The sequence below is a fragment of the Clavibacter sp. VKM Ac-2873 genome, from assembly GCF_015351075.1.
Lineage (GTDB): Bacteria > Actinomycetota > Actinomycetes > Actinomycetales > Microbacteriaceae > Clavibacter.
The window spans coordinates 1,482,891-1,495,158 of record NZ_JADKRS010000001.1 but is presented as its reverse complement, the minus strand read 5'-3'; the positions used below and the strand labels follow the sequence as shown (position 1 = coordinate 1,495,158).

Genomic DNA, 12,268 nt, shown 5'->3' with positions numbered 1-12,268 from the left:
AGCATTCTCAGCACCTGTGGAGTGTGCTGATCCGCGGGCGCGGCGCCCGCGGATCCGGGACGCCGCGCCGTCCGTTCGGCAGGGAGCCACCGTCCCGTCGATCAGGGCGGGTACTCTTCCTCGACTCCCGTGCGGGAGCGGACAGGAGCGACATGAACCAGCGGCAGGCGGCGGTGTCCCGGGCACGGCGCGAGATCGTCGAGGCGGCGGGAGCCCAGTTCGCGGCCCACGGGTACGAGGGCACGTCGTTCTCGCGCGTGGCCGAGGCGATGGGCAAGCCCAAGTCCGCCATCGGGTACCACCTCTTCGCCTCCAAGGAGAGCCTCGCGGGCGCGGTCGTCGAGGACCAGGAGGAGCGCTGGCTCCGCATCGAGGCGGCGCTCGACCGGCCCGGGGCGCTGCACGAGCTCATCGTCTTCCTCCTCACGGGCGCCAGCACCGTCGAGGTCTGCCCCGTCGCCGCGGGCGCCATCCGGCTCCTGCAGGACATGCCCCGACTCGGCCTCGCGGTCGAGCGCCGCTTCGACGTGTGGGGGTTCACCCGGCAGCACCTGGAGGCGGAGCTCGCGGTGCGGGGCATCCGCGCCGCCGACCTCGACGCCGTCGTCGACGTCCTGCTCAGCGCCACCTTCGGCGTGCTCTCCTACCGATCTCCGCGGCTGGTCGAGTGGGACGGTGCGGAGCGCCTGCGCAGCCTCTGGATCCCCATCCTCGTCGGCATCGGGATCGACGACGCGGACGCCGTCGTGCGCGCCGCCCGGCCGCTCGACCTGGAGCTCGTGGAGGCCGGGCGCCCGGACGCCGCCGAGGCGCACGTCGGCTCCGCACGCCGAGCGAAGGCCGCCGTCGCGGATGAGGACGAGGACCGCGCCCGCGCCTGACGCGCCCCGCGCCTGACGCGCCCCGCGCACGACGACGCCGGCCGGACCCTCGCGGATCCGGCCGGCGTCGTCGTGCCACGTGCCGCGCTACTCCACGCGACCCGCGTACCGGTAGCGGAAGCCGGCGCCGTCGGTGACCACCACGTCGTAGTAGCCCCACTCGTCCACCGGCCAGTTCACCGTCGTGCTGCGTCCGGGCTTCACCGTCTCGTGGCGCTCGCGCGTGATGAAGTCGTTGGCCGTGAGCGTGTAGTGCACCGAGGGGGTGCCGTCGTTCGCGAGCGTGAGCCGCAGCACGCCCTTGCCGCCGGGGATCGTCTCGGCCGAGACCCGGGGCACGGGCACGTCGCTCGTCCCCGCCGCGATCACCGTTCCCGCGAAGCGACGCAGGAACCGGTCGGGCCCGTAGAGGCTGAAGTCGTACGCCCCCGCGTGCGCCGAGCTCTCCCACGTGTAGGCGGCCTTCCCGCGCGGCGCCACGGTGAAGGGCGTCGACGCGAACGGCAGCGCGATGTTGGGGAACACCTGGTGCGAGACGCCCTGCCGGCCGGCGTTCCGCATCGTCAGCGTGACCCGGCCGGTCGCCCGGTCGACCGCCACGTCCGCGTCCTGCCGGTAGGGGAGCGGGCGGTGGCGCATGGTGCCGTCCTCCTGCGCGGGCATCCGCTGGGCGCCCACCGCGGGCTCCCGCACGGGCGGCTTCGCCATGTCGGCGTCGGCGGCCGCGACGAGCGCCTGGGTCGCGCTCATCGGCAGCACCTCCGCGGCCGACGGGATCGAGAAGTCCGGGTGCGCGAAGTCGAAGCACGAGGTGAGGTCGCCGGAGATCGTGCGGCGCCAGTCGGAGATGTTCGGCTCGTGCACGCCCGTCCAGGTCTCCAGGAACCGGATCACCGAGGTGTGGTCGAACACCTGCGAGTCCACCCAGCCGCCGCGGCTCCACGGGGACACCACCGTCATCGGCACGCGCGTGCCGTAGCCGACGGGCAGGCCGTCGACGTACTCGTCGGCCGTGCCGGGCTCGGCGAGCGGCGGCAGCTGGTGGTCGAAGTAGCCGTCGTTCTCGTCGTAGTTCAGCAGCAGCACGGTGCTCGCCCAGGTGTCGGGGTTGCTCATGAGCGCCTGGATCACGGCGTTCGTGTAGTGCGCGCCGTAGTCCGGGCTCGCCTTCGGGTGCTCGCTCCACCCGTACGGCGCCACGACGTACGACACGGCCGGCAGGGTGTTCGCCGCGGCGTCCTTCCCGAACTCCTCGAGCAGGTGCGTCACGTCGAGGCCCTTGCCCGAGTCCGGCTTCCAGCCGTCGTGCAGGCCGCCGTCGAGCGCGAGCTGACGCGTGGCGGGATCCGAGGACGCGAGCGCCTCGTGGTACTGGTGGAAGAGCCACAGCGGGTTGTCGCCGTAGTCGCCGACGTAGGGGTGCGTGCCGTCGTCGCCGACCTCGTCGTTCGCGTAGGTCTTCCACGTGACCCCGGCCTCCCGGAGGCGCTCGGGGTACGTCTTCCAGGCGAAGACGGGCGCGTAGTCGTCGGGGTTGTCGATGGCGGGGCCGCCGGCCTTGCCGCGGGCGTCGATCGTGCCGGTCCACTGGAAGAGCCGGTTCGGGGTCGTCGGGCCGATGAGGGAGCAGTGGTAGTGGTCCGCGATCGTGAAAGCCGAGGCGAGCGCGTGGTGGAACGGGAGGTCGTCCTGGGTGAAGTAGCCCATGGTCTGCTCGCTCTTGGCGACGACCCAGTTGTCCCAGGCGCCCTTGTTCCAGGCCTGGTGCCCGCCCTTCCAGGAGTGGTCGAGGCCGCCGGCGCCCTGCGCGTTGAAGCGGGACGAGTCCAGCGGGAAGGGGAGCATCCGGCCGCCGTCGGGGCGGCTCGCGTCGGGCTGGGCGAACACCGTGCCGCCGCCGGGGTACTCGACGGCCTGCTTGTCGCTGAAGCCGCGGACGCCGGGGAAGGTGCCGTAGTAGTGGTCGAAGGAGCGGTTCTCCTGCATGAGGATCACGACGTGCTCGACGTCCTTGATCGAGCGGGTGAGGTTCCGGCGGGCGGCGGCGGTCGCGGCGGTGGCGGTCGCGGCGGTGGCGCTCGCGGTGCCCGTGCCGGCGACGGATCCCGCGGCCACGCCGGCCATGATCGCGGCGGCTCCGCCCACCAGGACCGTGCGGCGGCTGACGCCGGGACGGACGGCGCCGCGGTACTGGCGCGAGGGGTCGAGCGGGGGTGCGGCGTCGACGCCGGCCGCGAGGTCGACGTCCGGGGCGTGCTCTTCGGGCTTGGAGGTGCTCACGGTGGCTGTCCTTCTTCCTGTCGTGCCTGGCGTCGCGCGCAGGCGGGGGCCCGGCGCTCCGGGAGGGTCCGGGCGCGGCGGGGGATGCGGGTGCGATGGAGCGGGGCGGTGCGGATCCCGGGCGCCGGGGGCGGGGTGCCGCCCGGGCGCCGGCACGACCGGGGATGACGTCCGGGTGCGGATCGCGCGGGGACGACGCCGTGCCAGGCGCGAGTATGCGGCCGCCGTCGGAACAGCGCGTCACCTGGCGTGACGCGGGTGGGAACGATCCCTGAACAGGCAGGTGGCGTCGCCCGCGCTCCCGGAGCGCGGGCGACGCGGCTACTCGACGCGGCCGGCGAAGCGGTGGCGGAACCCGCCCGGCGCCTCGACGATCACGTCGTAGTAGCCCCACCGGTCGAGCGGCCACCTCACGGTCGTGCTGCGGCCGGGCTTCACGGTCTCGTGCCGCACGCGCTCGATGAAGTCGTTCGACGTCATCGTGTAGTCCACCGAGGGCGAGCCCTCGTTGCCGAGCGTCAGCCGCAGGTGCGGCTTCCCGTCCGCAAGGGCCTCGGCCGTGACCACGGGCACGGGCACGTCGTCGGTTCCCGCCGGGATCACGGTGCCGGCGAAGCGGCGGAGGAACCGATCGGGCCCGTAGACGCTGAAGTCGTACGCGCCCGCGTGCGCCGCGCTGTCCCACGCGTACGTCGCCGAGCCGCCCGGCGCGAGCGTGAACGGGGTGCTGGCGAAGGGCAGGGCGATGTTCGGGAACACCTGGTGCGAGACGCCCTGCCGGCCGGCGTTCCGCATCGTCAGGGTGATCGCCCCGGTGCCGCGGTCCACCGTCACGTCGGCGTCCTGGCGGGAGGCCAGCGGGCGCCGGCGCATGGTGCCCGGATCCTGGGACGGCATCACCTGCGCGCCGGCGGCCGGCTCCTGCACGGGCGGCTTCGCGAGATCCGCGTCCGCCGCCGCGAGGAGCATGCGGGTCTCGCTGAGCGGCAGGACCTGGTCGGCCGTGGGGATCGAGAAGTCGGGGTGCGCGAAGTCGAAGCACGAGGTGAGGTCGCCGGAGATCGTGCGGCGCCAGTCGGAGATGTTCGGCTCGTGCACGCCCGTCCAGGTCTCGAGGAACCGGATGATCGAGGTGTGGTCGAACACCTCGGAGTCGACCCAGCCGCCGCGGCTCCACGGCGAGACGACCGTGAGCGGCACGCGCGTGCCGTAGCCGATCGGGAGCCCGCCGACGTACTCGTCCCGCGTCCCCGGCTCGGCGAGCGGCGGGAGCAGGTGGTCGAAGTAGCCGTCGTTCTCGTCGTAGTTCAGCAGCAGCACGGTGCTCGCCCACGTGTCGGGGTTGCTCATGAGCGCCTGGATCACGGCGTTCGTGTAGTGCGCGCCGTAGTCGGGGCTCGCCTCGGGGTGCTCGCTCCAGCCGTAGGGCGACACCACGTACGAGACCTGGGGCAGCGTGTTCGCGGCCGCGTCGGCGCCGAACTGCTGCAGGAGGTACGACACGTCGAGGCCCCGGCCCGAGTCCGGCTTCCACCCGTCGTGCAGGCCGCCGTCGATGGCGAGCTGGCGTACCGCGGGATCCGAGGAGGCGAACGCGTCGTGGTACTGCTGGAACTGCCAGAGCGGGTTGCAGCCGTAGTCGCCGACGTAGGGCGCCTCGTCCGGGTCGCCCACCTCGTCGTTCGCGTAGGTCCTCCAGGTGATGCCCGCCTGGCTGAGGCGCTCCTGGTAGGTGGTCCAGCGGAAGACCGGCTCGTACGGCTCCGGGTTGCTGATGATCGGGCCTCCCGCCTTCCCCTCCGGGTCGATCGTGCCGGTCCACTGGTAGAGCCGGTTCGGTGTCGTCGGGCCGATGAGGGAGCAGTGGTAGTGGTCGGCGATGGTGAAAGCGGACGCGAGGGCGTGGTGGAAGGGCACGTCGTCCTTCGTGAAGTACCCCATCGTCTGCTGCGTCTTCGCGACCACCCAGTTGTCCCACGCGCCCTTGTTCCAGGCCGCGTGCCCGCCCTTCCACGAGTGGTTGAGGCTGCCGGCGCCCTGCGCGTTGTGGTTCGCGGAGTCGAGGGGGAACGGGAGCAGGTGGCCGCCGTCCGTGCGGGTGGCGTCGGGCTGGGCGAACACCGTGCCGCCGCCGGGGTACTCGACGGCCTGCTTGTCGCTGAAGCCGCGGACGCCGGGGAAGGTGCCGTAGTAGTGGTCGAAGGAGCGGTTCTCCTGCATGAGGATCACGACGTGCTCGACGTCCTTGATCGAGCGGGTGAGGTTCCGGCGTGCGGAGGCGGTCGCGGCGGTGGCGCTCGCGGTGCCCGTCGCGGATCCGGCGGCGACGCCGGCCATGATCGCGGCGGCTCCGCTCATCAGGAGGGTGCGGCGGCTGACGCCCGGACGGATCCCGCCGCGGTAGGGGTGCGAGGGATCCAGGGGAGGGGCGGCGTCGCCGGTGCGGTCGTCGGGATGCGGGTCGAGGGGGGAGGTGTTCACGGGGTGATGTCCTTCTTCCAGGCGCGGGCGCGCGCCAGCGGGCGCGCGAACGGGATCACGGTGCGCGCGACGCGTCGGGGGCGACGCGTCGCGGGCAGGTGACGGGGAGGGATGCTGCGGAGAGGGCGGTGCGGGGACGCGGGCCGAGAGCACGGCCCGATGCGGATCGCGCCCGGGTCGTCGACGACGCCGACAGCGGCTCGACGTCGCGGTCGACGACGAGACGTCGCGGTCGACGACGAGACGTCGCTGTCGTCAGCGAGACGTCGCTGTCGTCAGCGAGTATGGGCGCCGAGGGGGAACGCCGCGTCACCTCCGGTGATCACGCGCGGAACACCCCCTGAACGGGGGGTGGGTCGCCGCGGTGGCCCTCGCCTCAGGCGGGCCAGACCGGACGGAACTGGATGCTGATGCGCGGTCCCACGGCCTTCTGGGTCTTGAGGATGGCGTGCTCGTGCGTGCGCTGCGCGCTGCCGCCCATGACGACGAGGTCGCCGTGGCCGAGCGGGAACCGCCGCACCTCGCCGCCGCCCTTCGGCCGCAGCGAGAGCGTGCGCGCCGCGCCCACCGAGACGATGGCGACCATGGTGTCGCGGTCGATGGCGCGCCCCACGCGGTCGCCGTGCCACGCGACGCTGTCGTCGCCGGTGCGGTAGAAGCACAGCCCCGCGGTCTCGAGCACCTGCCCGGTCGGGCGGCCGTAGTGCTCGTTGAGCGCGTCGCGTGCCTCGACGAGCACGGGTGCGGGCAGGGTCGCGCGCGGCCCGAACCAGGAGAGCAGGCGCGGCACCTCGACGACGCGGCCGTGCATCAGCCGCGTGTCGGCCGTCCACTCGACGTCCTCCACGAGGCGCTCGAACAGCGCGTCCGAGTCGCTGACCCAGCCGGGCCGGATGTCGAGCCACGCACCCTGCCCCAGCTCGAGCCGCTCGACCTCCGCGCCGAGCGCGCCGAGGCCCGGCTCCGCCTGGAGGTCGTCGAAGAGGGAGGCCTGGAATGCGATGCTCATGGCGCGAGCATAGCCCGGATGTTCGAACGCATGTTCGAACGCCATCGGGTGGTGGAGGAGGCGGTCAGACCGCCCGATCGCGGGACGCCCGGCGCCCGGCCCACGTCAGCAGCAGCGTCAGCCCGCAGATCAGCGCGGCGATGACGGCGACCCAGATCGCCACCGTCCCGTACCCGCCGCCGCCCGTCGCGGGATCCAGGAAGGGGTACGGGTAGTAGGTCGCCGCTCCCGTGATCTCGTTGCCCGTGAACGGCCCGCGGGCGAGCGTCACCGCGACCCAGATCAGGGGGAAGACCACGACCCGGCCGACCGCGCCGTACCCGAGCGCCCGACGGTCGGGCGCGAGCAGCCAGTCGAGCAGCACGAGCAGCGGCACGGCCACGTGCAGCACCTCGTTCGCCCACGGGAGGTTGCCGCCGGGGGCCGTCGGCAGGCCGCGCAGCAGGACGTTGTAGACGATCCCCGTCGTGACCATGTACGTGGTGGCCGCCAGCCGGAGCGTCGTCCCGCCGCGGCCGGGGGCGGGCGCCCGACGCAGCAGCCGCACGGCCCCCGCGCCCATGACCACCGCCGCCAGCAGGTTCGACTCGATCGTGAAGTACATGAGGAAGTCGACCGTCTTGCCCCAGATGCCCTCCACCCCGATGCTCCGCCAGTACGAGGAGCTCACGACGTACTGGCTCGTGACGGCGACCAGCGCGGCCAGGGCGGTGAGGAGGCGGACGACAGCCCAGGTGATGCGCACGACCCACCGTCCCACATCCGCGGCGCCGCGACGATGCGGGTACCGCTCGCGGCCGGCGCCGCGGCCTAGGCTGGCCAGATGCATGGTGAGTACAAGGTCCCCGGCGGCAAGCTCGTCGTGGTCGACCTGGACGTGACCGACGGCCGCATCTCCGACTTCCGCCTCGCGGGTGACTTCTTCCTCGAGCCGGACGACGCGCTCGAGGCCATCGACGGCGCCGTCAACGGGCTCCCGGAGGACAGCGACGCCGCCGCGATCACCGCCGCCATCCGCCGCGCGCTCCCCCCGGAGGCCACGCTCCTCGGGTTCTCGCCCGAGGCCGTCGCCGTCGCGATCCGCCGCTCGCTCGCCCGCGCCACGAACTGGGGCGACTACGAGTGGGAGGTCATCCACGACCGCGCCTACCGCCCGGTCGAGCAGATGGCCCTGGATCAGGTGCTCGCCGAGGAGGTCGGCGCCGGTCGCCGGAACCCCACCCTCCGCATCTGGGAGTGGGAGCAGCCGGCCGTCGTCATCGGCAGCTTCCAGTCGCTGCGCAACGAGGTCGACGCCGAGCAGGCCGCTGCCCACGGCTTCGACGTCGTGCGCCGCGTCTCCGGCGGCGGCGCCATGTACATGGAGGCGGGCGCCGTCATCACGTACTCGATCTACGCCCCCGTCGACCTCGTGCAGGGCATGACGTTCGCGGACTCCTACGCCTACCTCGACGAGTGGGTCATCACCGCGCTCCGCTCGCTCGGCATCGACGCGTCGTACCAGCCGCTCAACGACATCACGAGCCCCACCGGCAAGATCGGCGGGGCGGCGCAGAAGCGCCTGGGTGCGGGAGCCGTGCTGCACCACGTCACCATGAGCTACGACATGGACGGCGAGAAGATGGTGCAGGTGCTCCGCATCGGCCGCGAGAAGATCAGCGACAAGGGCATCACGAGCGCCGCCAAGCGCGTCGATCCGCTCCGCAGCCAGACGGGCATGAGCCGTGCCGACATCATCGACCGGATGAAGGACACGTTCACGGGCCTCTACGGCGGGAAGCCGGGACGCGTGACGCCGGAGGAATGGGCGAAGACGCGCCAGCTGGTGCAGGACAAGTTCTCGACCCCGGAGTGGCTCACCCGCGTCCCCTGAACGGGGGACTGTCCGCCTGGCGAAGCCCGGTTGTCCGCTCCATGTCGGACCTGTCCGCCCGGCGACGGGCCCAGCTCCCACCCGGATCCGCGCGCCTAGAGTCACCTCGTCGTCCTTCCGGCCCCGCGGGGCCGAGCGGCGGCTGCGGTCCGATCGAACCTCCCCGGAGGCTCCGCTCGCGACCGCGGGCGACGGGGAGACCCGTCGGGGGGAGCGGACTCGCGAGGCGCATGCGTGCGCCTCGCGAGCGAACCCGCTCAGCCCCGCTCGAGCAGCTCCCGGTAGTCGGGGTGCTCGTCGATCCACTCCGCGACGAACGGGCACGCGGCCACGACCGTGCGGGATCCGCCGCGCACGTCGTCGAGCGCCGCCCGCACCAGCTCGCCGCCGAGGCCGCCGCGCCGCTTCGCGGGGTCGACCTCCGTGTGGGTGAAGACGATGCGATCGCCCTGGATCAGGTAGTCCGCGAAGCCCGCGCGCTCGCCGTCGAGCCACAGCGTGTAGCGCGAGCCGTCGGGGTCGTGGGTCACGTCGACGCTCATCCCGCCACACTAGGCGCGGTGTCGCGCGGAGTCGATCCGCAGGGCCCGGGGTTACCCTGGTGGGGTCCGGCATCCCGGGCGCGCCCCCGACCCGAAGGCAGCACGTGATCGCCGACATCCGCCGCCGCAGCATCCTCGCCGCCGCGCTCGCGCTCCCCGTGACCGCCGCGCTCGCCGCATGCACCCGCCAGGAGCCCGCGCCCCGCGCGACCCTCGGCGCGGGAGCCGACGGACAGCCCGCGGCATCCGCATCCTCGCCCGCCGTCTCCTCCGTGGAGCCCGCGACCCTCTCGGTGTCGGGCGGCGAGACCGTCACGCTCACGGGCGCCGGCCTCGCCGGCGCCACCGCCGTCATGTTCGCGGGCACCGCGGGCACCGACCTGAAGGTCGCGGGCGATGGGTCCGTCACGGTCGTGGCGCCCCGCTCGACCGACTACGAGGACCGCTCCGCCGACATCCAGGTCATGGCCGGCGACGCCCCGCTCACCGCCGCGACCGCCGCGTACGCCGCCCAGACCCCGGTCGACAAGCAGCTGCAGTACGCGCTCGCGCACTGGGACGCCTACAACCTCCAGGAGTACGGGAACTTCAACTCGTCCGGCGGCGACTGCGTCAACTTCGTGAGCCAGTCCCTCATCCAGCGCGGGTGGCAGATGACGGACGCGTGGCACAACCGCGGCGGCGGCTCCGACTGGACCTACGCGTGGATCCACGTGCCCACGTTCGACAAGTGGCTCGCCGCCAACGCGTCGACGCTCGGCGTGAAGCGCCTCGAGCTCGCCGACCGCGACCAGCTGAAGGTCGGCGACATCGTCATCTTCGACTGGAACCGCAACTCCTCTCCCGACCACACGCAGATCGTCTCGGCCATCGAGCCGAAGGACGGCGGCAACGTCGTGAAGATGGTCGGCCACAACCTCGACAACGACTACCGCGACCTCGACGCGACCATCACGACGGAGCACCCGGGCGCCGAGGTCCACTTCTGGAGCGTGGCCTAGCGCACGTCGCCGGCGCCCCGGCCGCCCCGGAGGAGCCGGTCGGCGAGGAGCACGAGCAGCACGCCGACCGCGTAGGCCGCGAGGTCGACGGGATCGAACCCGGTGCCGATCAGCAGGCGGCACAGCGGCACGTGCAGGGCCCAGATGGCGGGCCAGCCGGTGATCTGCAGCAGCTCGACCCCCGTGCACCACACGAGCACGGCCGCCCCGTGCACCACCGGGTCGACGCGCGGCATCAGCGCGATGAGCGCGAGGTGGATGGCCGCGGCGTAGAGCACGTCCGGCCACAGGCCGCGGCCGTCGGAGTGCGTGACGACCATGCCGGCGATGACGACGGCGAGCAGCGCGGTGAGCGACACGATCCGGCGCCGGGCGAGGCCGTCGGGGAGGCGCACCTGCCGGTCGACGACCGGCGCGGCGCCCGCGGGACCGTCGGCGGGGTGCATCGACGGCTCGTCCCAGACGAACGCGTCCACATCCCCGGAATGGCGCATGCCCCCAGCGTAAGCACCTCGGATGCGAACCCGCCCAGGGCGGCGTCGCCTCCGCGACCCCCGGTTACGCGTCGAGCGCCTGGTCGACGATCCGCTTGGCCTCCGCCTGCACGGCGTGCAGGTGGTCGAGGCCCACGAAGGACTCCGCGTAGATCTTGTAGACGTCCTCGGTGCCGCTCGGGCGCGCGGCGAACCACGCGTTCGCGGTGACCACCTTGACGCCGCCGACGGCCGCGCCGTTGCCGGGCGCGGTGCTGAGCTTGGCGGTGATCGGGTCGCCCGCGACCTCGGTGGCCGCGATGGCGTCGCCGTCGAGCTTGCCGAGCGTGGCCTTCTGCGCCTTGGTCGCGGCCGCGTCCACGCGCTCGTACACCGGGTCGCCGAAGCGCTCGGTGAGCTCGCGGTAGAGGACGCTCGGCGTCTTGCCCGTGACGGCGAGGATCTCCGACGCGAGCAGCGCCAGCAGGATCCCGTCCTTGTCGGTGGTCCAGACGGTGCCGTCCATGCGGAGGAAGCTCGCGCCGGCGGACTCCTCGCCGCCGAAGCCCACGGATCCGTCGATGAGGCCGGGGACGAACCACTTGAAGCCGACCGGCACCTCCCAGAGCCGCCGGCCGAGCGACTCCGCGACCCGGTCGATCACGCTGGAGGAGACGAGCGTCTTGCCGATCGCGGCGTCCGAGCGCCACGCGGGGCGGTGCGCGTAGAGGTAGTCGATGGTGACGGCGAGGTAGTGGTTCGGGTTCATGAGCCCGGCGTCGGGCGTGACGATGCCGTGGCGGTCGGCGTCCGCGTCGTTGCCCGTGAGGATGTCGAAGTCGTCCTTGCGCGCGAGCACGCTCGCCATGGCGGAGGACGAGGACGGGTCCATGCGGATCTTGCCGTCCCAGTCGAGCGTCATGAACGACCAGGCGGGATCCACCTCGGGGTTCACGACCTCGAGGTCGAGGCCGTAGCGCTCGCCGATGGCGGCCCAGTACTCGACCGACGCGCCGCCGAGGGGGTCCGCGCCGATGCGCACACCCGCCGTCCGGATGGCCTCCATGTCGATGATCGAGCCGAGGTCGTCCACGTAGTGGCCGAGGAAGTCGTAGCCCTCGACACGCCCACGCGCCTCCTCGAGGCCCACGCGCTTCACGTCGACGAGGCCGCCCGCGATGATCGCGTTGGCCCGCGCGGCGATCCAGCCGGTGGAGTCGGAGTCGGCGGGGCCGCCGTGCGGCGGGTTGTACTTGAAGCCGCCGTCCGCCGGCGGGTTGTGGCTGGGGGTCACGACGATGCCGTCGGCCACGTCGTCGTCGCCGTGGGCGTCGTCGCGGTTCCAGCGGAGGATCGCGTGCGAGAGCGCGGGGGTGGGGCACCAGGAGTCGCGGGAGTCGGCGAGCACGCGGACGCCGTTGGCGACGAGCACCTCGAGCGCGGTGTCCTCTGCGGGCTTCGAGAGCCCGTGGGTGTCGCGGCCGATGAAGAGGGGGCCCGTGATGCCCTGCTCGGCCCGGTACTCCACGATCGCCTGCGTGATGGCGAGGATGTGGTCCTCGTTGAACGCCGTATTCAGGGAGCTGCCGCGGTGGCCGCTGGTGCCGAACGCCACCTTCTGCTCGGGATCCTCCACGTCGGGGTGGAGGTCGTGGTACGCCCGGATCAGCTCGTCGATGTCGATGAGGTCGGACGGGAGGGCGGCGGTGCCTGCGCGGTCATGCATGG

Annotated in this window: 10 protein-coding genes; 3 read left to right on the top strand and 7 right to left on the bottom strand. The window is 72.8% G+C overall.

What is annotated here, in order from left to right; translation table 11 throughout:
• Positions 1–152: 152 nt before the first annotated feature.
• On the top strand, positions 153–881 hold the full coding sequence (locus ITJ44_RS06985) for a helix-turn-helix domain-containing protein (protein WP_194633970.1): 729 nt from the start codon (positions 153–155) through the stop codon (positions 879–881).
• Positions 882–968: 87 nt separating this feature from the next.
• Here ITJ44_RS06985 and ITJ44_RS06980 read toward each other — a convergent pair whose 3' ends face one another.
• The 4 genes from ITJ44_RS06980 to ITJ44_RS06965 form a co-directional block, all read right to left on the bottom strand.
• Complete coding sequence (locus ITJ44_RS06980; RefSeq protein WP_194633969.1) at positions 969–3,161, bottom strand: phosphocholine-specific phospholipase C; 2,193 nt, start codon at positions 3,159–3,161, stop codon at positions 969–971.
• 321 nt (positions 3,162–3,482) lie between these two features.
• Positions 3,483–5,642, bottom strand: a complete 2,160-nt coding sequence (locus ITJ44_RS06975) for a phosphocholine-specific phospholipase C (RefSeq protein ID WP_194633968.1) — start codon at positions 5,640–5,642, stop codon at positions 3,483–3,485.
• A gap of 376 nt (positions 5,643–6,018) precedes the next feature.
• Positions 6,019–6,651: an alpha-ketoglutarate-dependent dioxygenase AlkB gene (locus tag ITJ44_RS06970; RefSeq protein WP_194633967.1), complete on the bottom strand. Its 633-nt coding sequence runs from the start codon at positions 6,649–6,651 to the stop codon at positions 6,019–6,021.
• Positions 6,652–6,715: 64 nt separating this feature from the next.
• Positions 6,716–7,396, bottom strand: a complete 681-nt coding sequence (locus ITJ44_RS06965; protein WP_194633966.1) for a Pr6Pr family membrane protein — start codon at positions 7,394–7,396, stop codon at positions 6,716–6,718.
• Between the two features lie 78 nt (positions 7,397–7,474).
• On the opposite strand from ITJ44_RS06965, the gene ITJ44_RS06960 reads away from it, so the two are divergent.
• Positions 7,475–8,524 carry a biotin/lipoate A/B protein ligase family protein gene (locus ITJ44_RS06960; protein WP_194633965.1) on the top strand — a complete coding sequence of 350 codons (1,050 nt, stop codon included), beginning with the start codon at positions 7,475–7,477 and terminating at the stop codon, positions 8,522–8,524.
• Between the two features lie 257 nt (positions 8,525–8,781).
• Here the strand turns inward: ITJ44_RS06960 and ITJ44_RS06955 are convergent, their stop codons facing one another.
• Positions 8,782–9,066: a GNAT family N-acetyltransferase gene (locus ITJ44_RS06955; RefSeq protein WP_011931728.1), complete on the bottom strand. Its 285-nt coding sequence runs from the start codon at positions 9,064–9,066 to the stop codon at positions 8,782–8,784.
• A 104-nt stretch (positions 9,067–9,170) separates the two neighbouring features.
• Here ITJ44_RS06955 and ITJ44_RS06950 point away from each other — a divergent pair, with 104 nt between their 5' ends.
• Entirely contained in the window at positions 9,171–10,067 is an 897-nt protein-coding gene (locus ITJ44_RS06950; protein ID WP_194633964.1) for an amidase domain-containing protein, read from the top strand.
• On the opposite strand, the gene ITJ44_RS06945 is transcribed toward ITJ44_RS06950, so the two are convergent.
• Both ITJ44_RS06945 and pgm read right to left on the bottom strand, forming a co-directional pair.
• Positions 10,064–10,561 (bottom strand): DUF2809 domain-containing protein, encoded by a 498-nt coding sequence (locus ITJ44_RS06945; RefSeq protein WP_194633963.1) that lies wholly within the window; start codon positions 10,559–10,561, stop codon positions 10,064–10,066. The two genes, ITJ44_RS06950 and ITJ44_RS06945, sit on opposite strands and share 4 nt — an antisense overlap.
• Positions 10,562–10,625: 64 nt before the next feature.
• Entirely contained in the window at positions 10,626–12,266 is a 1,641-nt protein-coding gene (gene pgm, locus ITJ44_RS06940; protein WP_194633962.1) for a phosphoglucomutase (alpha-D-glucose-1,6-bisphosphate-dependent), read from the bottom strand.
• Positions 12,267–12,268: the final 2 nt, after the last annotated feature.

Excerpts from the sequence above, each read along its gene's own strand:
- ITJ44_RS06960 (WP_194633965.1), top strand. The coding sequence starts at position 7,475 with ATGCATGGTGAGTACAAGGTCCCCGGCGGCAAGCTCGTCGTGGTCGAC.
- ITJ44_RS06985 (WP_194633970.1), top strand. The coding sequence starts at position 153 with ATGAACCAGCGGCAGGCGGCGGTGTCCCGGGCACGGCGCGAGATCGTC.
- ITJ44_RS06955 (WP_011931728.1), bottom strand. The coding sequence starts at position 9,066 with ATGAGCGTCGACGTGACCCACGACCCCGACGGCTCGCGCTACACGCTG.
- ITJ44_RS06970 (WP_194633967.1), bottom strand. The coding sequence starts at position 6,651 with ATGAGCATCGCATTCCAGGCCTCCCTCTTCGACGACCTCCAGGCGGAG.
- pgm (WP_194633962.1), bottom strand. The coding sequence starts at position 12,266 with ATGCATGACCGCGCAGGCACCGCCGCCCTCCCGTCCGACCTCATCGAC.
- ITJ44_RS06945 (WP_194633963.1), bottom strand. The coding sequence starts at position 10,561 with ATGCGCCATTCCGGGGATGTGGACGCGTTCGTCTGGGACGAGCCGTCG.